At 62.5% G+C, this 23,002-nt stretch carries 25 protein-coding genes and 1 tRNA gene; 10 read left to right on the plus strand and 16 right to left on the minus strand.

Features of this window, described 5'->3' with window-relative positions:
- Nucleotides 1-38: 38 nt before the first annotated feature.
- Nucleotides 39-1,571 carry an NADH-quinone oxidoreductase subunit M gene (gene nuoM / locus H620_RS0123815; RefSeq protein ID WP_023381228.1) on the plus strand — a complete coding sequence of 511 codons (1,533 nt, stop codon included), beginning with the start codon at nt 39-41 and terminating at the stop codon, nt 1,569-1,571.
- Between the two features lie 7 nt (nt 1,572-1,578).
- Nucleotides 1,579-3,048 carry an NADH-quinone oxidoreductase subunit NuoN gene (nuoN, locus tag H620_RS0123820; protein WP_023381229.1) on the plus strand — a complete coding sequence of 490 codons (1,470 nt, stop codon included), beginning with the start codon at nt 1,579-1,581 and terminating at the stop codon, nt 3,046-3,048.
- 43 nt (nt 3,049-3,091) lie between these two features.
- Here nuoN and H620_RS26130 read toward each other — a convergent pair whose 3' ends face one another.
- Nucleotides 3,092-3,397, minus strand: a complete 306-nt coding sequence (locus H620_RS26130) for an Ogr/Delta-like zinc finger protein (protein ID WP_238546528.1) — start codon at nt 3,395-3,397, stop codon at nt 3,092-3,094.
- 201 nt (nt 3,398-3,598) lie between these two features.
- Between H620_RS26130 and H620_RS0123830 the strand changes: the two genes are divergently transcribed.
- Nucleotides 3,599-3,991: a helix-turn-helix domain-containing protein gene (locus H620_RS0123830; protein WP_027908168.1), complete on the plus strand. Its 393-nt coding sequence runs from the start codon at nt 3,599-3,601 to the stop codon at nt 3,989-3,991.
- Here H620_RS0123830 and H620_RS0123835 read toward each other — a convergent pair.
- From H620_RS0123835 to H620_RS0123840, 3 genes are read right to left on the minus strand one after another with little or no spacing between them, the layout of a single operon-like run.
- A complete protein-coding gene (locus H620_RS0123835) occupies nt 3,988-4,350 on the minus strand; it encodes a hypothetical protein (protein WP_023381232.1) in 363 nt (120 codons plus the stop codon). The genes H620_RS0123830 and H620_RS0123835 overlap by 4 nt on opposite strands.
- On the minus strand, nt 4,347-4,709 hold the full coding sequence (locus H620_RS26800; protein WP_371919607.1) for a head completion/stabilization protein: 363 nt from the start codon (nt 4,707-4,709) through the stop codon (nt 4,347-4,349). Before H620_RS26800 ends, H620_RS0123835 begins: the two co-directional genes overlap by 4 nt.
- Before the next feature lie 24 nt (nt 4,710-4,733).
- Entirely contained in the window at nt 4,734-4,982 is a 249-nt protein-coding gene (locus H620_RS0123840; protein WP_023381234.1) for a response regulator transcription factor, read from the minus strand.
- Nucleotides 4,983-5,211: 229 nt separating this feature from the next.
- On the opposite strand from H620_RS0123840, the gene H620_RS0123845 reads away from it, so the two are divergent.
- Nucleotides 5,212-7,272 carry a TonB-dependent receptor family protein gene (locus H620_RS0123845; protein ID WP_027908169.1) on the plus strand — a complete coding sequence of 687 codons (2,061 nt, stop codon included), beginning with the start codon at nt 5,212-5,214 and terminating at the stop codon, nt 7,270-7,272.
- An 11-nt stretch (nt 7,273-7,283) separates the two neighbouring features.
- Here the strand turns inward: H620_RS0123845 and H620_RS0123850 are convergent, their stop codons facing one another.
- Nucleotides 7,284-8,348: an AI-2E family transporter gene (locus H620_RS0123850; RefSeq protein WP_023381236.1), complete on the minus strand. Its 1,065-nt coding sequence runs from the start codon at nt 8,346-8,348 to the stop codon at nt 7,284-7,286.
- A gap of 130 nt (nt 8,349-8,478) precedes the next feature.
- On the opposite strand from H620_RS0123850, the gene trhP reads away from it, so the two are divergent.
- From trhP to H620_RS0123870, 4 genes are all read left to right on the plus strand, one after another.
- On the plus strand, nt 8,479-9,813 hold the full coding sequence (gene trhP, locus H620_RS0123855) for a prephenate-dependent tRNA uridine(34) hydroxylase TrhP (RefSeq protein WP_023381237.1): 1,335 nt from the start codon (nt 8,479-8,481) through the stop codon (nt 9,811-9,813).
- A 118-nt stretch (nt 9,814-9,931) separates the two neighbouring features.
- Entirely contained in the window at nt 9,932-10,360 is a 429-nt protein-coding gene (locus tag H620_RS0123860) for a DUF411 domain-containing protein (protein WP_023381238.1), read from the plus strand.
- Nucleotides 10,360-10,797 carry a YqaA family protein gene (locus tag H620_RS0123865; protein WP_023381239.1) on the plus strand — a complete coding sequence of 146 codons (438 nt, stop codon included), beginning with the start codon at nt 10,360-10,362 and terminating at the stop codon, nt 10,795-10,797. Before H620_RS0123860 ends, H620_RS0123865 begins: the two co-directional genes overlap by 1 nt.
- Nucleotides 10,798-10,872: 75 nt before the next feature.
- On the plus strand, nt 10,873-11,871 hold the full coding sequence (locus tag H620_RS0123870; protein ID WP_027908170.1) for an alpha/beta fold hydrolase: 999 nt from the start codon (nt 10,873-10,875) through the stop codon (nt 11,869-11,871).
- 131 nt (nt 11,872-12,002) lie between these two features.
- On the opposite strand, the gene H620_RS0123875 is transcribed toward H620_RS0123870, so the two are convergent.
- The 8 genes from H620_RS0123875 to H620_RS0123910 all read right to left on the minus strand — a co-directional run bounded on the left by H620_RS0123875 (nt 12,003) and on the right by H620_RS0123910 (nt 19,629).
- Entirely contained in the window at nt 12,003-12,584 is a 582-nt protein-coding gene (locus H620_RS0123875; protein WP_023381241.1) for a DinB family protein, read from the minus strand.
- A 12-nt stretch (nt 12,585-12,596) separates the two neighbouring features.
- The gene (gene zapE, locus H620_RS0123880) at nt 12,597-13,703 is read right to left on the minus strand and encodes a cell division protein ZapE (protein ID WP_023381242.1); all 1,107 of its coding nucleotides are present in this window, start codon (nt 13,701-13,703) and stop codon (nt 12,597-12,599) included.
- 71 nt (nt 13,704-13,774) lie between these two features.
- Entirely contained in the window at nt 13,775-14,167 is a 393-nt protein-coding gene (gene rbsD, locus H620_RS0123885; RefSeq protein WP_023381243.1) for a D-ribose pyranase, read from the minus strand.
- Nucleotides 14,164-15,069: a ribokinase gene (rbsK, locus tag H620_RS0123890; RefSeq protein WP_023381244.1), complete on the minus strand. Its 906-nt coding sequence runs from the start codon at nt 15,067-15,069 to the stop codon at nt 14,164-14,166. The genes rbsD and rbsK overlap by 4 nt, the downstream gene beginning before the upstream one ends.
- Before the next feature lie 9 nt (nt 15,070-15,078).
- Nucleotides 15,079-16,101 carry a LacI family DNA-binding transcriptional regulator gene (locus H620_RS0123895; protein WP_023381245.1) on the minus strand — a complete coding sequence of 341 codons (1,023 nt, stop codon included), beginning with the start codon at nt 16,099-16,101 and terminating at the stop codon, nt 15,079-15,081.
- 4 nt (nt 16,102-16,105) lie between these two features.
- Nucleotides 16,106-17,101, minus strand: a complete 996-nt coding sequence (locus H620_RS0123900; RefSeq protein ID WP_027908171.1) for an ABC transporter permease — start codon at nt 17,099-17,101, stop codon at nt 16,106-16,108.
- Nucleotides 17,098-18,651 carry a sugar ABC transporter ATP-binding protein gene (locus tag H620_RS0123905; protein ID WP_027908172.1) on the minus strand — a complete coding sequence of 518 codons (1,554 nt, stop codon included), beginning with the start codon at nt 18,649-18,651 and terminating at the stop codon, nt 17,098-17,100. The genes H620_RS0123900 and H620_RS0123905 overlap by 4 nt, the downstream gene beginning before the upstream one ends.
- A 21-nt stretch (nt 18,652-18,672) precedes the next feature.
- Entirely contained in the window at nt 18,673-19,629 is a 957-nt protein-coding gene (locus tag H620_RS0123910; protein WP_027908173.1) for a sugar ABC transporter substrate-binding protein, read from the minus strand.
- A 318-nt stretch (nt 19,630-19,947) separates the two neighbouring features.
- On the opposite strand from H620_RS0123910, the gene H620_RS0123915 reads away from it, so the two are divergent.
- Nucleotides 19,948-21,036 (plus strand): asparaginase, encoded by a 1,089-nt coding sequence (locus H620_RS0123915; RefSeq protein ID WP_023381249.1) that lies wholly within the window; start codon nt 19,948-19,950, stop codon nt 21,034-21,036.
- A gap of 181 nt (nt 21,037-21,217) precedes the next feature.
- Complete coding sequence (locus H620_RS0123925) at nt 21,218-21,460, plus strand: DUF1654 domain-containing protein (RefSeq protein ID WP_023381250.1); 243 nt, start codon at nt 21,218-21,220, stop codon at nt 21,458-21,460.
- Between the two features lie 38 nt (nt 21,461-21,498).
- On the opposite strand, the gene H620_RS0123930 is transcribed toward H620_RS0123925, so the two are convergent.
- From H620_RS0123930 to H620_RS0123940, 3 genes are all read right to left on the minus strand, one after another.
- Entirely contained in the window at nt 21,499-21,924 is a 426-nt protein-coding gene (locus tag H620_RS0123930; RefSeq protein WP_023381251.1) for a hypothetical protein, read from the minus strand.
- A gap of 88 nt (nt 21,925-22,012) precedes the next feature.
- Nucleotides 22,013-22,585: an SPOR domain-containing protein gene (locus H620_RS0123935; protein ID WP_023381252.1), complete on the minus strand. Its 573-nt coding sequence runs from the start codon at nt 22,583-22,585 to the stop codon at nt 22,013-22,015.
- 141 nt (nt 22,586-22,726) lie between these two features.
- A tRNA-Val gene (locus tag H620_RS0123940) sits at nt 22,727-22,803 on the minus strand.
- Nucleotides 22,804-23,002 lie beyond the last annotated feature (199 nt).

Below are 23,002 nucleotides of genomic sequence, written 5' to 3' on the forward strand. Positions count from 1 at the left end.
ATGAATCTTGCGACTTTGCCAAAGGAAACCAACCCGTCATGATTTTGCCTTGGCTGATCCTGATCCCCTTCATCGGCGGCTTCCTGTGCTGGCTGGGTGAGCGCTTCGGCGCCACCCTGCCGCGCTGGATCGCACTGCTGACCATGTCCCTGCTGCTCGGCATCGGCCTGTGGCTGTGGGGCACCGGCGACTACACCCTGGCCCCCGCTCCGGGCGCCGAGCCTGCCTGGGCACTGGAATACAAGGTCCAGTGGATCCAGCGCTTCGGCATCAGCATCCACCTGGCCCTGGATGGCCTGTCGCTGCTGATGATCCTGCTCACCGGCCTGCTCGGTGTGCTGTCGGTACTGTGCTCCTGGAAAGAGATCCAGCGTCACGTCGGCTTCTTCCACCTCAACCTGATGTGGATCCTGGGCGGCGTGGTCGGTGTGTTCCTGGCCCTGGACCTGTTCCTGTTCTTCTTCTTCTGGGAAATGATGCTGGTGCCGATGTACTTCCTCATCGCGCTCTGGGGTCACAGCTCCGCGGACGGCAAGAAGACCCGGATCTACGCCGCGACCAAGTTCTTCATCTTCACCCAGGCCAGCGGCCTGATCATGCTGGTGGCGATCCTGGGCCTGGTGCTGGTCAACTACACCAACACCGGTGTGATCACCTTCAACTACAGCGACCTGCTCAAGGCCGAACTGCCAGCCGGTACCGAGTACCTGCTGATGCTGGGCTTCTTCATCGCCTTCGCGGTGAAACTGCCGGTGGTACCGTTCCACTCCTGGTTGCCTGACGCACACGCCCAGGCACCGACCGCAGGTTCCGTGGACCTGGCCGGTATCTTGCTGAAGACCGCGGCCTACGGCCTGCTGCGCTTCGCTCTGCCGCTGTTCCCGAACGCCTCGGCCGAGTTCGCGCCCATCGCCATGACCCTGGGTCTGATCGGTATCTTCTACGGTGCCTTCCTGGCCTTTGCCCAGACCGACATCAAGCGTCTGGTCGCGTTCTCCAGCGTTTCGCACATGGGCTTCGTGCTGATCGGTATCTACTCCGGCAGCCAGCAAGCCCTGCAGGGCGCGGTGATCCAGATGCTGGCCCACGGTCTGTCGGCCGCCGCACTCTTCATCCTGGCCGGCCAGTTGTACGAGCGCCTGCATACCCGTGACATGCGTGAGATGGGCGGCCTGTGGCACCGCATCGCCTACCTGCCCGCGATCAGCCTGTTCTTCGCCGCCGCCTCCCTGGGCCTGCCAGGTACTGGCAACTTCGTCGGCGAGTTCCTGATCCTGATCGGCAGTTTCGTGCATGTGCCTTGGATCACCGTGATCGCCACCACCGGCCTGGTGTTCGGCTCGGTCTACTCGCTGATCATGATCCACCGCGCCTACTTCGGCCCGGCCAAGTCCGACGCCGTCCTGGCTGGCATGGACGGTCGCGAGCTGGTCATGGTCGTGGGTCTGGCGGTGCTGCTGATCCTGCTGGGCGTGTATCCACAGCCGTTCCTCGACACCTCTGCCGCCACCATGAGCGGTGTGCAGCAGTGGCTCGGTTCCGCTTTCACTCAACTCGCTTCGGCCCGGTAAGAGCGCTATGGAATTCACCACTCAACACTTCATCGCATTGGCGCCGATGCTGATCACCACCATCACCACGGTGGTGGTGATGCTGGCAATCGCCTGGAAGCGCAATCACTCGCAGACCTTCCTGTTGTCCACCGTGGGGCTGAACCTGGCCCTGCTATCGATCCTGCCAGCATTGAAAGTCGCGCCGCTGGCGGTCACCTCGCTGGTCACCATCGACAAGTTCGCCTGCCTGTACATGGCGATCATCCTGGTGGCGACACTGGCCTGCGTAACCCTCGCCCATGCCTATCTGGGCGAGGGTTCCAAGGGCTTCCCGGGCAACCGTGAAGAGCTGTACCTGCTGCTGCTGATGTCGGCCCTCGGTGGCCTCGTGCTGGTCAGCGCCAACCACCTGGCTGGCCTGTTCATCGGCCTGGAGCTGCTGTCGGTGCCGGTCTACGGCCTGGTAGCGTATGCCTTCTTCAACAAGCGTTCGCTGGAAGCCGGTATCAAGTACATGGTGCTGTCGGCCGCAGGTTCGGCCTTCCTGCTGTTCGGCATGGCCCTGCTGTACGCCGACGCTGGCAGCCTGAGCTTCGACCTGATCGGCAAGGCCCTGGCTGCTACCGGCAAGCCAAGCCTGGTGGCCCAACTGGGCCTGGGCATGATGCTGGTTGGCCTGGCCTTCAAGCTGTCGCTGGTTCCGTTCCACCTGTGGACCCCGGACGTATACGAAGGCGCCCCGGCGCCGGTAGCGGCCTTCCTGGCCACCGCCAGCAAGGTCGCGGTATTCGCCGTGGTCGTGCGCCTGTTCATGCTCTCCCCTGCTGCCAGCAGCGGCGTCCTGAGCACCGTCCTGGCAGTGATCGCGGTCGCCTCGATCCTCATCGGTAACCTGCTGGCGCTGACCCAGAGCAACCTCAAGCGTCTGCTGGGTTACTCGTCCATCGCCCACTTCGGTTACCTGGTGATCGCGCTGGTGGCCAGCAAGGGCCTGGCCCTGGAAGCCATGGGCGTGTACCTGGTCACTTACGTCATCACCAGCCTGGGCGCCTTCGGTGTGATCACCCTGATGTCCTCGCCTTACGGCGGCCGTGACGCCGATGCCCTTTACGAGTACCGCGGCCTGTTCTGGCGCCGTCCGTACCTGACTGCGGTGCTGACTGTGATGATGCTGTCGCTGGCGGGTATCCCGCTGACTGCCGGCTTCATCGGCAAGTTCTACATCATTGCCACCGGCGTCGAGTCGCAACTGTGGTGGCTGGTCGGTGCCTTGGTTCTGGGCAGCGCCATCGGCGTGTACTACTACCTGCGCGTCATGGTCACCCTGTACCTGGTGGAGCCTAACCTGCGTCGCCACGATGCCCCGCTGAAGTGGGAACAACGCACCGGCGGCGTCATGCTGCTGGCAATCGCCCTGCTTGCCTTCGTGCTCGGCGTGTACCCGCAGCCGCTGCTGGAACTGGTTCAGCAAGCCGGCCTGCAACTGCTCGGCTGACCGAACCGGTAAAACAAACACCCCGCACATGCGGGGTGTTTTTTTATCTGCGTTTTGTAGTTATCTGAACGGGCTTGGCCGATCGAAGGTTTTCGGGCGAGGCCGCACTGCCATCCTTGAGTGCCGACTTGCGCAGTTCAGTGCCGGCCGATGGCAGGTGGACCTCAGGGTTCGGCATGCCGCTGGGTGACAGCTCATGGGTCATTTCGAACTCGGCTCTCACTGACCAGCCACACGCCTCGGTGGTGCACTGCAGGTACGCGATACGCAGGAAAATGTGCCGTCCTTCGCTGGTACGGATGCGCATTCGACTGTTGCAGTGAGGACAGACCAGCTTGTATGTACTCACGCCAAATACCTGCATGCGCTAATTGCACAGATATGCTGTAAGAATGCACCCCCAAGTGCATCAGTATTGACTACGGAAAAGGAAGGGTTTTTCATCATGCTGCTCCTCATGTCAGGATATCTCCTCAAAATGCAGGGCTACTATTCGTAACAAGTAGTTTAAGCCCAAGTAACGTCGTTAAACCAGTCGTGGATATTTGTTATGAGTAGCCCTTTATTTGCATCAGTGCTGGCACGTCTCAAGCTGCTGACCGGCTCGGAGACCGATGTGCAGCTGGCCAGGGCCCTTGCGGTAAGCCCGCAGACCCTGAGCAGTTGGAAGGTGCGTGGCAGCATTCCCTACGCACTATGCATAGACATCGCCCGCCAGCGCGGCTGCTCGCTCGACTGGCTATTGCTGGGTGAGTACCAGGACGGCCCGTCGGGCTTGGCAAACGAGACCTGGGAGAGCGACATGCTCGCGCGTCTTCGCGCGCTTTCAGTTGCCGATCGCCAGGCGATTCAATTGCAGATCGAAGACAAGCAACGAATCCACCAACTGGAGCGCCAGGTGCGCGAGCTGACGCTGCGCATGCCCACTCCAATCGAAGGCTAGCCACGACGGCGCCAGCGCTGAAGCAGCTCGCGCAGGTCCACAGAATCCAGCCAGACCATGACCTTGAGGCTGATCGGAATCACCACCACCGCCGCCACGAAGGCGGCCATGCCGCGTGACAACATGGGCACCAAGGAATGCAACAACGGCTCGAACAGATAGCCTACGCCCAGCGTCAGAAACACCAGCAGCATCTGCTTGCGGGTCGACAGGCGCTTGCGCGAGACGATGATCAAGCGATCTCGCGCGGCACTGACCAGCAAAGCTCCCAGCAACGCACCGAACAGCGCCCTGCCCTCTGTATTGAGCACCTCACGAAAAGCCGCGCTGGCCGCCTCCAGCAGGTAGCGTTCGCTCATGATGGCGTTCTCCACACCACCTGCCCGCCGGGCTTGGTATAAAGAGTACGCATCACGGCGGCCTCGACGAAACGCCGATAGCAGACCGACAACGCCCTTCCATGGTCATGCCCTGCTACGTCCTCCAGACGCTTGTAGCCACGCCCTCGCAGTACGGCGCGCCAGTGCGCGAACTCCGAAGCAGCGTTGATCGCCGCACAGCGAGCCGCCAGTGCCAGGCGCGCCTCGCTCACCTGACCGCCAAGGCGCAAGCGCTCTCGTAGCGAACACAGTTCGATGCGTGGCCAAAAAGGATCATCGCCATCGGGAAAACGTGCCCCCTTGACAGGCAACGCGGGTGGCGGCGGTAAATCTTCCATACGCTCTGATGACATGATCCGCCCTCACTGCTCGGACAACATGCCGTAGCGTATGGCCTTGATCACAGCCGCTACACGCGTGGGGACATCGAATTTGCGCAGGATATTGGACACGTGGAAATTCACCGTCGACTCCTTGCACTGCAGAATTCGACCGATCTCCCACGAGCTCTTGCCGTATGCACACCACAGCAGGACCTGATGCTCGCGGGGCGTCAGGCGAATCGGTGTGTCCGCAGCATGTTCTGGTTCCTGCCGTACGTTGGTTTTCATCATTGAACTCCACAAGTAATCGCCAGTTGCGACAGCCGGATGTGCTGTCGCCATGGGCCCACCTTACGAAGGGCGATGTGCTGGCTCCACTCGCGGGGTTTGTAAACGCGCTTCCTACACAACCGTCTTCCATTGGCGCGGTGCAATTAACTGAAATTCCCCGTGCTCTGGACGGTATTTCTTTCGTCACAACGCGGTTGCCTGTTCGCTTTTCGCCTGGAGTTGTAGGATGCGCCCCGTTTTGCCCCTTTCGTCTTGCCTTGGCCTGCTGGCCGCTTTCACCCTCAGCCAGCAAGCCACTGCTGCTCCAGCCGTTGAACTGGGCGAGGTGCTGATCAATGACGAGCAGCAAAGCGAGCTGGACGACGCCCGCGAACGCCTGCAGGCGGTGCCGGGGGCCAGCAACCTGGTGGACATGCAGCGTGTTGGTCAGGGCCGGGTGGCCAGTAATCAGGATGTGCTGGCTTACCAGCCTGGGGTATTCGCCCAGTCGGCGGGCAACGATGGCATCAAGCTGTCGATTCGCGGTTCAGGCATCAACCGTGCACCGGGGGCACATGGCTCCGGGGTGTACACGATGTTCGACGGACTGCCCCTGACCGGTCCCGGCGGCACACCCTACGAACTGTTCGAACCCCTGTGGCTGAGCCGGGCCGAAGTGCTGCGCGGCGCCAATGGTTTCGACCAGGGTGCCCTGGCGCTGGGCGGCGCGATCAACTATGTGACCCACACAGGGTACGATGCAGCGCCGCTGCAGGTGCGCTACGAGGTTGGCAGCCGTGGTTACCAGCACCGGCATATCAGCTCGGGCCAGGTGCTGGGTAACCTGGACTACTACGTGGCGCTGACCGATTCGGAATACGACGGTTATCAGAAGCACAGCAGCGGCAGTGCCAAGGGGATTGCCGCCAATGTCGGCTACCGTTTCAATCCCAACCTGGAAACCCGCTTCTACCTGCGCTACCGAGAAACCGAAAACGCGTTGGCCGGCCGCTTGACCAAAGCGCAGATCAAGCATGATCCGCGGGCTGCCAATCCAGGTTACTTGTCACGTAATGACAGCCGTCCGCAGCCGGGCAGCACCTGGGTGGGCAACAAAACCACCTTCTTCCTGGACGACGACTCACGCCTGGAAGCAGGGCTGGTCTATCACGACTACCCGATGGACTTGCGTGAAGGCGCAATGCGCCTGAAGGTTGCCTACACCGATGTCAGTGGCACGCTCAACTACTTCCGTCGGGACACCTTGTTCGGCCATGAGAGCAAGACGACCATCGGGTGGCGCACCACCAAACACCTGCCCAACAGCGGCGCATCACAATTCACGCGGGTGAACGATATAGTTGGCGAGCGCACGCGCGACTTCAGCTATCAGGGCTCGGACACCGTGCTGCATGCCGGCAACGACCTGGAGCTGGTCCCGGACCTCTGGCTGACCACTGGCCTGGCGATGATCTATACCCGACGCGAGAGCGATGTGACCTATCCTGCCGAAGGCGGGAAGGTCAGCCAACACGACTGGGACTATGCACCACGTGTAGGCCTGCGCTACGACATTCGTCCTGACTTACAGGTCTATGGCAACCTCAGCCGCTCGGTTGAGCCGCCACATCCGTGGTCGCTGATCTGGAGCGCACCGACCAAGACGCAACCGATCGAGATGCAAAACCAGACAGCCACAACACTGGAACTGGGTGCTCGTGGCGACTCGAGAGTCGGTCGTTGGGAGCTGGCCTGGTACTACGCCCAGGTGCGTCACGAACTGCTGGCAGTGGAACTGGCCCCCGGCATTACCGCCGAATACAACGCCAGCCCCACGGTCCACCAAGGTGTCGAAGCCGCATTGGACAGTATCCTCTGGGAACAATCCGGCACCGGCAAGTTGAGCCTGCGCCAGGCCTACACCTTCAGCGACTTCCACTACCGCGATGACGACACGTTCGGCGACAACCGCCTGCCCGGCATCCCGATGCATTATTACCAGGCCGAACTGCGTTATGACTGGCCAGGCGGCTTCTACGCCGGCGTGAACACCCAGATGGCCTCGAAGGTGCAGGTCGACTACGCCAACAGCTACCCCGCCGATGCCTATGCCCTGCTCGGTGCGCGCCTGGGCTGGGATTCGCCCAAGCAGGACTGGCAAACCTGGCTTGACCTGCGCAACCTGACCAACAAACGTTATGCCGCCACGGTTACACCAGGCTACGACGACACAGGACTGGACAAGGCCCGCTCCACACCCGGCGAAAGTTTCAGCGTGTATGCAGGCGTTTCGTACAGTTTCCGATAATTCGGCCTGCCCTACTGCGGCAACTGCACCTTCGGCTTGGTCGATGCGAAAATCGCCCAACTGGAGACGAACAAGGCCGCGATCAACGGCCCGATCACGAACCCATTGAGCCCGAACACCGCCAGCCCGCCCAAGGTGGACACCAGGATCAGGTAATCGGGCATTCGGGTGTCCTTGCCCACCAGAATCGGTCGTAGCAGGTTGTCCACCAGGCCAATCACCAGCACCCCGAATGCCGTCAGGATCGCGCCCTGCAGAATCGCTCCGGTAAGCAGGAAATACGCCGCCACCGGTGCCCAGACAATGCCCGCGCCCACCGCCGGCAACAACGACAGGAACGCCATCAACACCGCCCATACCAGCGCACTGGGAATGTCCAGCACCCAGAAGATGAATCCGCCCAGCGCCCCCTGGGTGATCGCGACCAGCACGTTGCCCTTGACCGTCGCCCGTACCACGCGGTTGAACTTCAGTTGCAGACGGCGCTTCTGGTGCTCGGGCAACGGCACCGCAAGCCGTACCTGACGAGCCACCTCCGGCCCCTCGCGCAAGAAGAAGAACAGCAGGTACATCATGATGCCGAAGCTGATCAGGAATTCGAAGGTGCCTTGGCCGAAGTTGAACGCCTGGCTGGCCAGTACCTGACTGCCCTGGGTGGCCCATTTGGTGATTTTCTCGCGCAGGCCGTCGAAGTTACCCATGCCCATCCTGTCCAGCCCTTGCTGGGCGAAGGCGGGCAGCATGTCCCGGCCGCGCTCGACATAGCCGGCGATGTCCAGTTGACCGCTCTCGATGCGCTGGTACAACGCCGCCCCCTCCTGCACCAGCAATGCGCTGGTGATGATCACCGGCAAGATGGCCACCATCAGGCATACCAGCAAAGTGGCCGCGGCGGCCAGGTTACGACGCCGACCGAAGCGGATCAGCAGATGGCGCTGCAAAGGCGCGAAGAGGATGCCGAGAATCACCGCCCAGAAGATGGCGCCGTAGTAGGGCAGTAGTATCCACGCGAAAGCGACCGACACCAACGTCAGGAGTACGGCCAGGGCTCTGTTCTGGAGGGCGGTTTCGTTCATGGTGATTCCTTGAGTGTCCTGGTTGTTAGTGCAGGCCATCACAGGAAAAGTGCCACCCTGGCGTTGATTCAAATCAATACGCAGCCGCGAGCCGAGCCTTAGCATCCGCCGCTTTTGCCCCGGTGCGCACATGACCTCATTCGCCAAGCCCGAATTGCTGGCCCCAGCCGGCACCCTCAAGACCATGCGCTATGCCTTCGCCTATGGCGCCGATGCGGTCTACGCCGGCCAGCCGCGCTACAGCCTGCGCGTGCGCAACAATGAATTCGACCACGCCAACCTGGCCTTGGGCATCCAGGAGGCGCACGCCCGGGGCAAGCGCTTTTACGTGGTGGTCAACATCGCCCCGCACAACGCCAAGCTCAAGACCTTCCTCAAAGACCTTGCGCCCGTGATCGACATGGCGCCCGATGCGCTGATCATGTCCGACCCGGGCCTGATCATGCTGGTGCGCCAGCACTTCCCGCACATGCCGGTGCACCTGTCGGTACAGGCCAACACGGTCAACTGGGCCAGTGTGCAGTTCTGGCAGCAATTGGGCTTGAGTCGGGTCATCCTGTCCCGTGAACTGTCGCTAGAGGAAATCGCGGAAATCCGTCAGCAGGTGCCGGAGATGGAACTGGAAGTGTTCGTCCACGGTGCCCTGTGCATGGCGTACTCTGGCCGCTGCCTGTTGTCGGGCTACCTGAACAAGCGCGATGCCAACCAAGGCACCTGCACCAATGCCTGCCGCTGGAAGTACGACGCCCAGCCGGCCACTGAAAACGCCACCGGCGACATCGTGCAACTGGTCGAACCGACACTCGGCCTGGGCACCCCTACCGACCAGCTGTTCCTGCTGCAGGAGAGCAACCGCCCGGGCGAGGCGATGCCCGCCTTCGAGGACGAGCACGGTACCTACATCATGAACGCCAAGGACCTGCGCGCTATCCAGCATGTCGAGCGGCTGACCGCCATGGGGGTGCATTCGCTGAAAATCGAAGGCCGGACCAAGTCGCACTTCTACTGTGCCCGCGCGGTGCAATCCTATCGCCAGGCCATCGACGACGCGGTGGCCGGCCGACCCTTCGACCGAAGCCTGATGGGCAACCTCGAATCCCTTGCACAGCGTGGCTACACCGAGGGTTTCCTGCGCCGCCATGTTCACGACGAGTACCAGAACTACCAACGAGGCAACTCGGTGTCCGAGCGCCAGCAGTTCGTTGGCGAGCTGACGGGCGAGCGCGTTGATGGGCTGGCCGAGGTCAAGGTGAAGAACCGCTTCGCCGTAGGCGATCACCTGGAGCTGATGACCCCGCGTGGCAATTATCATTTCGACCTCCATCGCCTGAACAACCGGCAGCAACGGGCCATCGACGTGGCGCCGGGGGATGGCCACATCGTGTACCTGCCCATTCCTGAGCAGGTCCCATTGTCGTTCGGCCTGCTGATGCGTGACCTTGGCCAGGACGAGCAGGCGAGCTGACGACGTGCGCGCTGCGCCGGGAGGCGGCTTACGCTATGCTGCTGACCTACCGCCGGGCCTGGAACCGACGCCTGTGATGACAGGCATGCGGCTGCGTCTTAGAAGGAGTTGAACCCTCATGCTGCGTAAACACTTGATCACCCTGGGACTGCTGGCCTTCACAGGCCTGGCCCAGGCAGCCGAAACCATCGACGTCTACCGCGACCCCAACTGCGGCTGCTGCAAAGCCTGGATCAGCCACCTTCGCGACAACGGCTTCACCGTCAATGACCATGTCGAGCCGAACATGAGCGCGGTCAAGCAGCGCCTGGGCGTCGCACCGCGCCTGGCGTCGTGTCACACCGGGGTGATCGACGGCAAGTTCGTCGAAGGCCATGTGCCGGCCGAGCAGGTGCGCCTGCTGGCCAAGCGCACTGACCTAAAAGGCCTGGCAGTACCCGGCATGCCCATGGGCTCGCCAGGTATGGAAATGGGCGATCACAAGGACCCTTACCAGGTCATCGGGGTGACCCAGGACGGCAAGGACACCGTGGTCGCCAACTACTGATGCTCAGCCTCTGGGCGCTGTTTCTCAGCGCCTTTGGCGCAGCGACCCTGCTGCCTCTACAGTCGGAGGCCGTGCTGGTGGGGTTGCTGCTGCGCCAGCCCGACACCTGGGCGACCCTCCTTGCGGTGGCAACCTTGGGCAATGTGCTCGGTTCGGTGGTCAACTGGCTGCTAGGCCGCGCCATCGAGCACCTGCGCGAGAAGCGCTGGTTCCCTTTCAGCGCCGCGCAACTGGAGCGTGCCCAGCAGCGCTACCAACGCTGGGGACAATGGTCGCTGCTGCTCAGTTGGATGCCCGTGATTGGCGACCCGCTGACATTGATCGCCGGCATCATGCGCGAACCCTTCTGGCGTTTCCTGTTGCTGGTGACCCTGGCCAAGGCCGGTCGCTACACCGTGTTGGCGATGATCACGCTGGGCTGGTTTCACGCCTGGTAACACCTTTAACGTTTCATCAGGGCAAGCGACTGCTACAGTCGCCCATTCCTACATGGCCCTACACGGAGTGCCCCCATGCTGCGCGCAACCGCCCTGGCCCTGGCCTGCCTGATGACGGGCCCGGCCCTCGCCGCTGAAATGCCCACCTACGGTCAACAGCTCGAAGGCTTCCAGTACCCCTACCCGCTCAGGCATTTCGACTTCACCTCCCAGGGGCAGCGCCTGCAGATGGGGTACATGGACGTGCCTGCCAAGGGGCAAGCCAATGGCCGCAGCGTCGTGCTGATGCACGGCAAGAACTTCTGCGCCGCCACCTGGGAAACCACCATCGACGCCCTGAGCCAGGCTGGCTACCGGGTCATCGCGCCCGACCAGGTCGGTTTCTGTAGCTCCAGCAAGCCTGCCCACTACCAGTACAGCTTCCAGCAACTGGCCGACAACACCCAGGCGCTGCTCGCCCAGTTAGGCATCAAGCAGGCGGTCATCCTCGGTCATTCCACAGGCGGCATGCTCGCCACCCGCTACGCCTTGATGTACCCACAGCAAGTCGAACGCCTGGCCATGGTCAATCCCATTGGCATGGAGGACTGGAAAGCCCTAGGCGTGCCTTACCGGACGGTCGATCAGTGGTACCAACGAGAGCTGAAGCTCGATGCCGACGGTGTGCGCAAGTATGAGCGCAATACCTATTACGCCGGGCGCTGGAAGCCCGAGTACGAACGCTGGGTGCAGATGCTGGTGGGGTTGAACACAGGGCCTGGGCATGAACGTGTGGCATGGAACTCGGCGCTGATCTACGACATGATCTTCACCCAACCGGTGTATCACGAGTTCAAGGACCTGAAGATGCCGACGTTGCTGCTGATCGGCGATCAGGACACCACGGCCATCGGCAGCGATATCGCGCCAACGGATGTAAAAGCCAAGCTTGGCCAGTACAAAGTGCTGGGGCCGCAGGTGGCCAAGATGATCCCCCAAGGCGAACTGGTGACCTTCGCCGGGCTGGGACACGCGCCACAGATCGAGGAGCCGGCGCAGTTTCACAAGGCGTTGATCGAATGGCTGGGGCGTTGACCCGGTAAACGCAGACGCCTGTGGGAGTGGCTAACTGTCACGATCGAGCGGCAAGGATTCTCACTCCGCCCGCTACGCCGTGGGGCTGCCGGGCGGGCCTTTCGCGATGCGAGGCCCCTCCCACGGGCGGCTCAGTTCTTCCAGATCTGTGCTTCGGTCCAGCCAAGTTCGGCAAAATCCTCCGCCCGCAACCCGGCTTCCTCCTCGCAGAAGAACTCGTCCAGCTGGGGCGGTCTCACCGAGGTGTTGCTGAGCATCCCGTGCACTTGGCCACGGTGATGGATCTGGTGCTCGAACAAATGCGCCAGCAGGCGCAACCGAGGCTCGCGTTGCATGCGCTGAGGACGGGCAATGTTCACATACCGGGCCAACTGGTCATCACGCAATCCCTGGCAATAGCTGATCAACCGATGGTCTGCCTGGGCTTGCTCGGCATGCAGGTCAGCGCAGGTGGCGAACGGCTGTTCCGGCTCGAAAAAGCGCTCTGCATCCGGGGTAGGTGTTTCCCCGCGCTGCTCGCATTCGAGCATGTGCAAATAGAACCAGTCCACCGTCAACAGATGGTTGAGGGTGGACTTGATCGATGGGAAAAAACTGCAACGCGGGGCGACGAATTCGTCCTGGGTCAGTTGCAGGCAAGCCTTGTACAGGCGGTGATTGGCCCAGGCATTGTTGTAGGCCTGGGTCAGCAGATGATGCGACAGCGGCTCCATGATTCGGCTCCTTCAGGCGAAGCGTTGCAGTTGCATCTCCCGTAGCCGGCTGAGGGTCCGTTGATACGGGAACGCCAGATACCCTTGAGTGTAGAGTGCTTCGAGCGGTACCTGCGCTTCCAGGTACAAAGCCACCTTGCGGTCATAGCACTCATCGACCAGGGCGATGAAGCGGCGCACCGCATCGTCCTTGGGCGACAGCATCGGCAATTGGCGATCGCCAGCCTCGACCCGGGCCGCTGCATCTTCGGTACCGCGAGCGATACGCCCTGCCCGTTGCTCTCCACCCAGGGCCGGGATGCCCTCCACCAAAATGGCCGAAAAGCGATCGCACAATGCCATGAACTCCATGGCTGCCAGGGGCTGCTCGCACAAGTCGGCGAAGCGGCACCAAATGGCCTGCTCGCTACGGCGTACCACGTGAATCTGGCGGCTGCCCAGCGTCAGCGGTTGATCCGTGCCTGGCTCGTGCGCACTGAGCTGTTCGAAAACCCGCGCAAGGGCAGTGCTGCCGCCCGCCTCGGCCACCCAGTAGCGTTGCCGCGCAGCCCCTGGGTGCAAGCGGTGATCCTGCTCGCCGGCCACCGAGAGCACCTTCATGTGCCGCTCGATGGCGGCTATCGCCGGCAGGAAGCGCTCGCGGTTGAAGCCGTCGCGGTACAGCTGGTCCGGCGGCTGGTTTGAGGTGGCCACGATGACCACACCCTCATCGAACAGCACCTGGAACAAGCGCCCCAGGATGATCGCATCGCCTATGTCGCTGACGAACAGTTCATCGAAGCACAGCACGCGGATCTGCCCGGCCAGCTCACGTGCCAGTGCATGCAACGGGTCGGCAGTGCCGTTGAGCTGGAACAGCCGCTGGTGCACCCAGGCCATGAAGTGATGGAAGTGCTGCCGTCGGGCAGGCACTTGCAGGCAACGGTGGAACAGGTCCATGAGCCAGGTCTTGCCACGCCCGACTGGCCCCCAGAGGTAGATACCCTGGGCGTGTCTGCCTTGTCGCAGGCTGTCGAAGCACGCCTGCAGGGCGATGGCAGCCTGGGCCTGGGCAGCGTCGGGAACGTAACCTTGGTCGCTAAGGGCCTGTTGGTAGAGCGTTTGCGGATCTGGGTGCATGGTTCATCGCACTGGACGGTCAGCGAGCATTGTCCGCAACGGCCTCATCGCCGGCAAGCCGGCTCGTACAGCTAGAAGGTGACGCCGGCTATCAGGGCGATGTTGCTGTAAGGCTTGCACTCCCCCGTGCGCACCACGGCCTTGGCCTGACGGCTGAGGCGTTTGAACTGTTCGTGGGGCATCAACTCACGCCGTTCCAGCGGCAAGCGTGCCACTTCCGCCAGCGCAGGTGGCGACACGTCCAGCATTTCTTCTGCTACCACATAACGCTCAACTTGCATCTCGCTCAGCACGGCACGTAGCACACTGGCGAAATCCGGAATGCCTGGCGTCACCGCCAGGTCGATCAGCTCGACGCCCGGCGGTACCGGCAACCCGGCATCGCCGATCACCAGGATGTCGCCATGCCCCAGGCCTGCAATGGTGCGTGACAAGGCGATGTTGAGCAGTGCGGTCTTCTTCATGGCAGCTCCTTGAGGTACGGGATGGACGGCTGCGCACCCGCGCGGGTAACGGACAGCGCTGCGGCGCGTTGGCCGAAAGCGATGGCGGCATCCTCCGTCAGGCCACGCACCAGCGCGGCGGCGAACCCGCCAATGAAGGTATCGCCGGCGGCGGTGGTATCCAACGCCTTGACCTTGGGCGCGGGGAAGTGCCGGCTGCCTTGCGCGCAAACCAGCAGGGCCCCGTGCGCGCCCAGCGTGATGATCACCTTGCGCACCCCCAGTTGCACCAGGCGCTCACCCGCACGCCGGGCGCTGTCGAGGTCGCTGACTGGCACGCCGGTCAGCGCTTGGGCCTCGCTTTCGTTCGGGGCGAGGTAATCGATGTGGGCCAGCCATTGTGTCGGCAAAGGGCCGGTGGCCGGCGCGGGGTTGAGAATCACGGTCTTGCCAAGCTCACGCCCCCGGGCCAGGGTCCAGGCCACGGTGTCGGCCGGCACCTCGAGCTGGCAGATGATCACTTCGGCCGCCTGCAACAACCCATCGAACTGCTGCACGGCCTGTGGCGTCAGCAGGCCGTTGCCACCGGGAATGATGACGATGCAGTTCTGGCTGGCGGCATCCACGGTAATCAGCGCCACGCCGCTGGAAACGCCCTCGCATACCTTGACTGCCTGGCAGTCGATACCTTCGACCTCCAGCGCTTGGCGCAGCTGCTGGCCATAGGCGTCATCGCCAACGTTGCCGACCATCGCCACAGTGCCGCCCAGTCGGGCGACGGCCACCGCCTGATTGGCACCTTTGCCCCCAGGCACGGTGAAAAAGGTTTCGCCGGCCAGCGTTTCGCCCGGACGCGGCAGGCGTTCGGCGCGGGCCACCAGGTCCATGTTGAGGCTACCGACCACCACTACCTTGGCCTTCATGGCTGCTCCTTAGCGGTAATCATTGAACAGGTCCGGGCGTGGCCCGGTGGACTCGCGGGCAACGATACGCGGTGCAACGATACGCTGCTCCGAAGCCCCCAGGCGCGGTGTGGCGATGCGCGACAGCAGCAGCGCCGCAGCGCTTTCGCCCAGCTCGCGGATCGACTGGCCCACGGTGGTCAGCGGTGGGTACACATAACGGCTCAGTTCGATATCGTCGAAACCGATCACCGACAACTCGCCTGGCACGTTGATGTTGCGTTCGGCGGCGGCACGCAGCACGCCGAAGCCAATCATGTCATTGCCGGCGAAGATCGCCGTGGGTCGGTTGCCATCGAGCAGCGTCGCCGCCGCCGCATGGCCACCGGGGCTGGTGAAGTCGCAGTGCAGGACACGGCCGGGCTCCACCGGCGCCTGCGCCTGGGCCATGGCCCGGCGAAAACCGGCCAGGCGCAGTTGGCTGACACCGGTCTGCGCGGGGCCGCCGATGTAGGCAATATCACGATGGCCCAGTTCGAGCAGGTGCACGGTCGCCAGGTAGGCACCCTGTTCATGATCGATGCGCACCAGGTCGGCATCGACCCCCTCCAGTTCGCGGTCGACGATGACCATTGGCGTCCGCACACCGGCAAGGCTCTGCAGCAGGTCGCTGTCCTCGCCCACCGACGCCACCACCAGGCCATCGATGCGCTTTTCCAGCAGCACGCGCAGATAGCTGCGCTGCTTCTGTGGGTTGTCATCCGAGTTGCACAGGATCACGCAGTAACCATTGCGCTCGCAGGCATCCTCGATACCCCGCGCCAGCTCGGCGAAGTACGGGTTGACACTGTTGGGCACCAGCAGGCCGATGGTCGCCGTACTACGTGCCTTGAGCGAGCGGGCCACCGCACTGGGTACATAGTCGAGCTCGGCGATGGCCGCCTCGACCTTCAGCCGCACCTGTTCACTGACCGGGCGGGTCTTGTTCAGTACATGAGACACCGTGGTATAGGAAATACCCGCGAGTGCCGCGACGTCTTTGATGGTTGCCATAAATTCAGTTCCGCCGAGTTGCGCGCCGGCTGCGGTAGGTGTCGAGCACCACGGCGATGACGATGACCGCCCCGGTGATGATTCGTTTGGTGGGCTCTGAGGCGCCGATCTGCGCCAGCCCCGCGGCCAGTACCGAGATGATCAGCACGCCGAAGAAGGTGCTGATGACCGAACCACGCCCGCCCATCAGGCTGGTGCCACCGATGACCACAGCGGCAATCACCTGCAATTCAAGGCCCGAGCCGGCGTTGGGGTCTGCCGCCTCGAGGCGCGAGATCTGGAATAGCGCGGCCAGACCAGCCAAGAGCCCCATCAAGGCGAACACCACGACTTTGTAAGGGCGTGGGTCGATGCCGGCCAGGCGAACAGCCTCTTCATTGGTGCCGATGCCGATCAGGTAGCGCCCGAACACCGTGCGGGTCAGCACAAGCTGGGCCGCCAGAATCACCAGCAAGGCCAGGATGAACGCCGGCGAAATGCCAAAGGCAATCGGGTTGGAGAACCAGGCGTAGGCATCGCCGATGTAGGCGGTGCGCGAGTCGGTGAACTGGTAGGCCAACCCACGGGCCATCTCCAGCACGCCAAGGGAAACGATGAACGAGGGGATCCGCCAGGCCACGGTAACGGCCCCGGTGATGCTGCCCGCCAGCGCGGCCACGGCCATGCCGAGCAAGGCGGCGGGCAGCACCGACCACCCCCAGCCGAGGATCGCCACGCTGACCGTCGACGCCGCCAGCGCCAGCACCGAGCCCACAGACAGGTCGATGCCGCCGATGATCAGCACGAAGGTCATGCCCACCGCCAGCACCATCAGGTCGGGAATCTGGTTGGCCAGGGTGCTGAAGGTGGCATAGGACCAGAAATGGCTGCTCAGCAACGAGAACAGCACGATCATCGCCAGCAAGGCGCCGGCCAGGCCCAGGTAACTGCCCAGGCCGAAGTAGCTGCCGCCGCGGCGCACTGGTGTGCTGCCCGGGGTATCGAGGGGGGTGGTTTTCATGCATCAGTCCTGGGAGCTGCGTCGTGCAGCAGTGCGTCACGTTTCTGATAGCCAGCGAAGGCAGCGGCAAGAAGCTGGTCCTGGCGCCAATGTTCGCGTTCGAAGGTGTCGATCAGTCGCCCAGCGGAAAGGACCGCGATACGGTCGCAGATCAGCATCAACTCGCGCAGGTCGCTGGACACCACCACCAAGGCCTTGCCTTGACGCGCAAGGTCGGCCAGCAGGCCATAGATGTCGAACTTGGCGCCGACATCGATCCCCCGAGTCGGCTCGTCGAACAGCAGCACCTGGCAGTCACGTTCCAACCAACGGCCGATCACCACTTTCTGCTGGTTGCCCCCGGAAAGTTCACCGACCGCCTGGTCCTGGCCCGCACTGCGGATGCGCATGGCATTGATCTGCCGCTCGGCCAGAGCTTTTTCGGCGTCGCCGTCGAGTAAGCCGGCCTGGGAAACCGCGCTGTAGTTGCCCAAGGCGATGTTGGCAGCGATCGACTGCGACAACAGCAGGCCTTCGCCCTTGCGATCCTCGGTGATCAACGCGATGCCCGCTTGCACGGCAGCCTTGGGCGAGTCGATGGTCACGGCCTTGAGCGGCTGGCCGATCTCGATGCTGCCACTGTCGGCGACATCGGCGCCGAAGATCAGGCGCAGCAACTCGGTGCGGCCTGCGCCAATCAACCCGGAAATACCGAAGATCTCCCCTGCCCTGACCTGGAACGACACATCGCGCACCTTGTCACCCCGAGACAAACCGTCGACCTTGAGCAAGGGCGCACCCAGCGTGCGACCACCAAGGTCGATGTGTTCGCCCAATTCCCGGCCTACCATCAGGTTGACCAGCTCGGCACTGCTGTAGCGTTGGATGGGCTCATCGCACACCAGCTTGCCATCGCGCAGCACGACGATGCGCTGGGCCACGCGCTGCAGCTCTTCTAGGCGGTGGGAGATATAGACGATCGCCACGCCGCGCTGGCGCAAGCGTTCGATCTGCACGAACAGCAATTCGACCTCGCGGGCGGTGAGCATGGCGGTAGGTTCATCGAAGATCAGCACGCGGCAGTCGCCGATCAGGTTGCGGGCGATTTCGACCATCTGCTGGTGGCCGATGCCCAGTTGCCCGACCGGGGTGTCCGGGTCGATGGCGTCCAGCCCCACCTGGGCCATGGCCGCAGTGGCCAGCTGGCGCAGGCGCTTCTGGCTGATCCAGCCGAACCGGCTGGGCAGGTTGTCGAGGAAAAGATTCTCGGCCACGGTCAGGGTCGGCAGCAGGTTGAGTTCCTGCATGACCATGCGCACGCCCAGGCGCTCGGCCTCATTGCGGCTGCCAGGCGCATAGGCCTGGCCGCGATAGGTCATCTGCCCGGTGGTGGGTACCTCCAGGCCACTGATGAGCTTGGACAAGGTGCTCTTGCCAGCGCCGTTTTCACCGGTAAGGGCCAGCACCTCACCACCACGCAGGCTCAGGCTGACGTCGCCGAGCACTGGCTGGGCGTAGGTCTTGCCCAGCCCCGTTGCAACGAGCACCACTTCATTGGCCGATGCCGACATGGCCACGTCTCCTGCTGGGGGTCAAGGCTGGGTGATGAGTTGGACCGGGGTCTGGATGACATTGTCAGCATCCACATCCGGTTTCTCGCCCTTGAGCATTTTCAACGCTGCCTGGATGCCATACACCGCTTGCTGGCTGGCGGCCTGGTCGAGGGTGGCGAGAACCCGGCCATCCTTGAGCATCGGCTTGATTGCATTGATGTTGTCATAGCCGACCACCTGCACCTGACCGGTCTTGCCGGCGGCTCGCACAGCCGACACAGCGCCCAGGGCCATGCTGTCGTTGCCCGCAAGCAGCGCCTTGATATCGGGGTATTCGTTGAGCATCGAAGCGGCAACCGCGTTGCCTTTGTCGATCTCCCAGTTGCCGGACTGCACCGAGACGATCTTCACCTGCGCCGCTTCCATGGCGTCCTTGAAACCGGCGGTACGTTGCTGGGCATTGGTGGTGGTAGGCACGCCTTCGATGATACCGACCTGGTCGCCAGCCTTGAGTTTTTCCTTGGCCAGGTAGTCGCCGACCAGGCGAGCGCCCTTGCGGTTATCAGGGCCTACGAAGGGAACGCTGATGCCCTTGCTCTTGAGTACGTCCGGGTCCAGGCGGTTGTCGATGTTCACCACGGTGATGCCAGCATCCATGGCCTTCTTCAACACCGGTACCAATGCCTTGGAATCGGCCGGAGCGATGACCAAGGCCTTGGCGCCAGTGGCGATCATCTGCTCGACGATTCGGATCTGGTTGCCGGTATCGGTTTCATCCTTGATGCCGTTGGCCACCAGTTCGAACTCGCCCGGGTGGTCTTTCTGGTACGCCTTGGCGCCGTCCTCCATGGTGCGGAAGAACTCGTTGGCCAGGGACTTCATCACCAACGCAACCTTGGGCGCATCTTCGGCGTGGGCGGCAGACAGCGGCAGAGCGAGGGAAAGCGTGGAGGCGACAGCGAGGGCCAGCAGACGGCCAGTGAACGGCAGCTTCATGGGGAATGACTCCGAATCTTGTGATTTTTATCGGGTCGCAAACGTTTGCGGTTCCTAACTATGGAAACAAGACCTGCGTTTGTCAAATCCGTTTCGATGCCGGGGTCAAGGCGTGTGCGCGACGGATTATCCGGAATTTTTCCGATAAACCGAACACCTTTTGCTGATTTTGTTCGGAATCCCGAATGAGCGCAGCTACCCAAGCGCCCACACCCCCCGCAGGCGCTGGCTTGCCGGCGATGGGGCAGCTGGTACGAAAACTGCCTCACGTGCAAGGCGACACAGCAAAAATCTCATTAGGAAGAGAGCACAATAATCATGAATGCTGCATTGAAGACCTTCGCCCCCACTGCGCTCGCGCTGCTGCTGGCGCTGCCCGCCACCGTCTCGGCGAAGGAAGCCGAAACTCAACAGAAACTCGCCAACGTAGTGATCCTCGCCACGGGCGGCACCATTGCCGGCGCCGGCGCCAGTGCTGCCAACAGCGCTACCTACCAGGCCGCCAAGCTGGGCGTGGACAAACTCATCGCCGGCGTGCCGGAACTGGCCGGACTGGCCAACGTTCGCGGTGAACAAGTGATGCAGATCGCCTCGGAAAGCATCAGCAACGATGACTTGCTGAAGCTGGGCAAACGCGTCGCCGAACTGGCAGACAGCAAAGATGTCGACGGCATCGTCATCACCCACGGCACCGACACCCTGGAAGAGACCGCGTACTTCCTCAACCTGGTGGAGAAGACCGACAAGCCGATCGTGGTGGTGGGCTCTATGCGCCCAGGCACCGCCATGTCCGCCGATGGCATGCTCAACCTGTACAACGCTGTGGCCGTGGCCAGCGACAAGCAGTCGCGCGGCAAAGGCGTGCTGGTAACCCTGAATGACGAGATTCAATCCGGCCGAGACGTGAGCAAAGCGGTGAACATCAAGACCGAGGCCTTCAAGAGCGCCTGGGGCCCCATGGGCATGGTGGTGGAAGGCAAGTCCTACTGGTTCCGTTTGCCAGCCAAGCGCCACACCGTCAACTCGGAATTCGACATCAAGCAGATCAGCAGCCTGCCCCAGGTGGACATCGCCTACGGCTATGGCAACGTAACCGACACGGCCTACAAGGCACTGGCACAAAACGGCGCCAAGGCATTGATCCATGCCGGCACTGGCAATGGCTCGGTATCGTCGCGAGTGGTACCGGCCCTGCAGCAACTGCGCAAGGACGGCGTACAGATCATTCGCTCTTCCCACGTGAACCAGGGCGGCTTCGTACTGCGCAATGCCGAGCAGCCGGATGACAAGAACGACTGGGTCGTGGCGCATGACCTGAACCCACAGAAGGCGCGGATCCTGGCGATGGTGGCGATGACCAAGACCCAGGACAGCAAGGAACTGCAGCGCATCTTCTGGGAGTATTGATCACATGATCCCCGCGGGAGCGGCCTACCGGCGCAACGCCGCTCCCGCGGGAATCGCGCCAGCCCGCTGCAAGTCAGCCGCAAACCCTTTGGAAGGCGGCTTGGCGGCGATGAAGCCAGTTGCGAAAATTCTTGTGGTGAAATACTGTACGTGCATACAGCAACAACAAGGAAAGCGCTCCATGGCCAGCACTGCCACCGCAACCCCTAGCAGCTACGAACAACTGGGCCTTCGCGTCCAGAAGATCATCAACAATCCTCTCGCCCAGCGCAGCCGTGCCGCCCTGATCTTCCGGCTGGAACATGAGTCGGTGGAGGATTGGGAAACCCTGCTTGAGGAAATCGCCGAGAACGACAATGTCACCCTCGCCCACCGCGATGACGGCGGCGTGCAGATTTTCTGGACTGTGCCCAAGGAAGATTGACCTAGCAGGCACGTCTCGCGTCGGCCTGTGACTGCCATTCACGCCAGTGCCTGCAAGTAGGCACTGGCCTCCCGATAACGTGCCAGGCGCGCCAGGTCGGCAGGGCCTGGGGTGGCAATGCGGGTAAGATCACTGTTATCGGCAAGATCGGCCAGCTTGACCGTGCGGGCCAACGGGTCATCACCCAGGCGCACGACGAAATCCTGGTAGCTTTCGCCTTCACGCCTGCTCAATGCCAGCAAGGCCGCCAGGATCTTCAATGCGAACCCCTCACGGGCGAGGTCCGACAGCGTCAACGGGGTGTCTTCGAGCACATCGTGCAGCACCGCGACAATGCGCTGCTCAGGGGTCGCAACGCGCATCATCACCCGCAACGGGTGGAGAATGTACGCCGCCCCACCCTTATCGAATTGCCCTTCATGCGCCCTGGCGGCCACGACGATGGCCCGTTCCAGCGTAGACATGAGGCCCTCTCCGTTCAGCATCTCCTTTGTCCAAGCATAGCCGGGACCGGCGCGCCATGGCCACCCGCAGACTCGCCTAGCTCGCCGCCTAGCGCTCGACGCCGTGCTGGATGACGATCGAGTCAGTGCCGAGCTTGGCCATGACTTCAGCCTTGCGGGCCTCGGCTTCGGCCTTTGTGGGGAATGGCCCCATCAACACCACCGGCTTGCCATTGCGGTATTCCACCGAAGACGGAATACCCTTCTCGATCAGGCGTGCGGTCATATCGCTCAGTGCGCCCATGTTGGCGCCTTGAATCACTTCGACATCCCAGCCTTCAGGGGCCGGCTGATCGGCCAGCGCTTCGGCGCGGCGCTGCAGCTCCGCGCCACCGCACATTTCGCGGATACGCAAGTTGTTGCCGGTGTCATCGACGATGATTTCGTATTGGCCAGCGTCGCGCTTGATAGCGACGTAGCTGCGGTAGGCTTCGTACTGCCCGGCATCGTCCTTGCCACGCACCTGGCCGCAGATGGTGCCCTGGGTGTCGATCCGCACGTTGCCGAACTTGGCGGTCTTGGGGTTGTGCAGATGTTCGGCCACCTGCTTGTGTACGCCTTCGACCTCGTTCTCACAGCCCGCCAGGGCCAGCACTGCCATTACCACTGCCAGTTTGCGCACGCGTCCACCTCCAGATTCGAAGGGGCGGATTCTAGCATGATGGCCTTGCGCACGGGCCGCGACCAAAGGTTACGGGCTGCAACAGCGTGGAAACGCGCAAACGAAAAAGGGCGACCCTATCGGATCGCCCCTCTTCAGATTTGGTAGGCACAATTGGACTCGAACCAACGACCCCCACCATGTCAAGGTGGTGCTCTAACCAACTGAGCTATGTGCCTGTCGTGTGGCGCGCATATTAAGGGGGATGCGCATGGCTGTAAAGCGTTTTTTTCAAAAAAATCAAAAACTTTCGGTTCTGGGGAGTGTTGAGTGGCAGGCCAAGGGGTTGGCGCTCATGCGACCGAGCGCCGCCGGCGCGGCGCATCGCGAGCAAGGCTCGCTCCTACGGTGGTGGCGGGCCAATGTTGTCTGCGGTTG

It is taken from the genome of Pseudomonas taiwanensis DSM 21245, assembly GCF_000425785.1.
In the GTDB taxonomy this organism is placed as follows: domain Bacteria; phylum Pseudomonadota; class Gammaproteobacteria; order Pseudomonadales; family Pseudomonadaceae; genus Aquipseudomonas; species Aquipseudomonas taiwanensis.

What these genes read in the sequence shown, in the direction of transcription:
- nuoM (WP_023381228.1), top strand. Translation starts at nt 39, where the DNA reads ATGATTTTGCCTTGGCTGATCCTGATCCCCTTCATCGGCGGCTTCCTG.
- nuoN (WP_023381229.1), top strand. Translation starts at nt 1,579, where the DNA reads ATGGAATTCACCACTCAACACTTCATCGCATTGGCGCCGATGCTGATC.
- H620_RS0123830 (WP_027908168.1), top strand. Translation starts at nt 3,599, where the DNA reads ATGAGTAGCCCTTTATTTGCATCAGTGCTGGCACGTCTCAAGCTGCTG.
- H620_RS0123835 (WP_023381232.1), bottom strand. Translation starts at nt 4,350, where the DNA reads ATGAGCGAACGCTACCTGCTGGAGGCGGCCAGCGCGGCTTTTCGTGAG.
- H620_RS26800 (WP_371919607.1), bottom strand. Translation starts at nt 4,709, where the DNA reads ATGGAAGATTTACCGCCGCCACCCGCGTTGCCTGTCAAGGGGGCACGT.
- H620_RS0123840 (WP_023381234.1), bottom strand. Translation starts at nt 4,982, where the DNA reads ATGAAAACCAACGTACGGCAGGAACCAGAACATGCTGCGGACACACCG.
- H620_RS0123845 (WP_027908169.1), top strand. Translation starts at nt 5,212, where the DNA reads ATGCGCCCCGTTTTGCCCCTTTCGTCTTGCCTTGGCCTGCTGGCCGCT.
- H620_RS0123850 (WP_023381236.1), bottom strand. Translation starts at nt 8,348, where the DNA reads ATGAACGAAACCGCCCTCCAGAACAGAGCCCTGGCCGTACTCCTGACG.
- trhP (WP_023381237.1), top strand. Translation starts at nt 8,479, where the DNA reads ATGACCTCATTCGCCAAGCCCGAATTGCTGGCCCCAGCCGGCACCCTC.
- H620_RS0123860 (WP_023381238.1), top strand. Translation starts at nt 9,932, where the DNA reads ATGCTGCGTAAACACTTGATCACCCTGGGACTGCTGGCCTTCACAGGC.
- H620_RS0123865 (WP_023381239.1), top strand. Translation starts at nt 10,360, where the DNA reads ATGCTCAGCCTCTGGGCGCTGTTTCTCAGCGCCTTTGGCGCAGCGACC.
- H620_RS0123870 (WP_027908170.1), top strand. Translation starts at nt 10,873, where the DNA reads ATGCTGCGCGCAACCGCCCTGGCCCTGGCCTGCCTGATGACGGGCCCG.
- H620_RS0123875 (WP_023381241.1), bottom strand. Translation starts at nt 12,584, where the DNA reads ATGGAGCCGCTGTCGCATCATCTGCTGACCCAGGCCTACAACAATGCC.
- zapE (WP_023381242.1), bottom strand. Translation starts at nt 13,703, where the DNA reads ATGCACCCAGATCCGCAAACGCTCTACCAACAGGCCCTTAGCGACCAA.
- rbsD (WP_023381243.1), bottom strand. Translation starts at nt 14,167, where the DNA reads ATGAAGAAGACCGCACTGCTCAACATCGCCTTGTCACGCACCATTGCA.
- rbsK (WP_023381244.1), bottom strand. Translation starts at nt 15,069, where the DNA reads ATGAAGGCCAAGGTAGTGGTGGTCGGTAGCCTCAACATGGACCTGGTG.
- H620_RS0123895 (WP_023381245.1), bottom strand. Translation starts at nt 16,101, where the DNA reads ATGGCAACCATCAAAGACGTCGCGGCACTCGCGGGTATTTCCTATACC.
- H620_RS0123900 (WP_027908171.1), bottom strand. Translation starts at nt 17,101, where the DNA reads ATGAAAACCACCCCCCTCGATACCCCGGGCAGCACACCAGTGCGCCGC.
- H620_RS0123905 (WP_027908172.1), bottom strand. Translation starts at nt 18,651, where the DNA reads ATGTCGGCATCGGCCAATGAAGTGGTGCTCGTTGCAACGGGGCTGGGC.
- H620_RS0123910 (WP_027908173.1), bottom strand. Translation starts at nt 19,629, where the DNA reads ATGAAGCTGCCGTTCACTGGCCGTCTGCTGGCCCTCGCTGTCGCCTCC.
- H620_RS0123915 (WP_023381249.1), top strand. Translation starts at nt 19,948, where the DNA reads ATGAATGCTGCATTGAAGACCTTCGCCCCCACTGCGCTCGCGCTGCTG.
- H620_RS0123925 (WP_023381250.1), top strand. Translation starts at nt 21,218, where the DNA reads ATGGCCAGCACTGCCACCGCAACCCCTAGCAGCTACGAACAACTGGGC.
- H620_RS0123930 (WP_023381251.1), bottom strand. Translation starts at nt 21,924, where the DNA reads ATGTCTACGCTGGAACGGGCCATCGTCGTGGCCGCCAGGGCGCATGAA.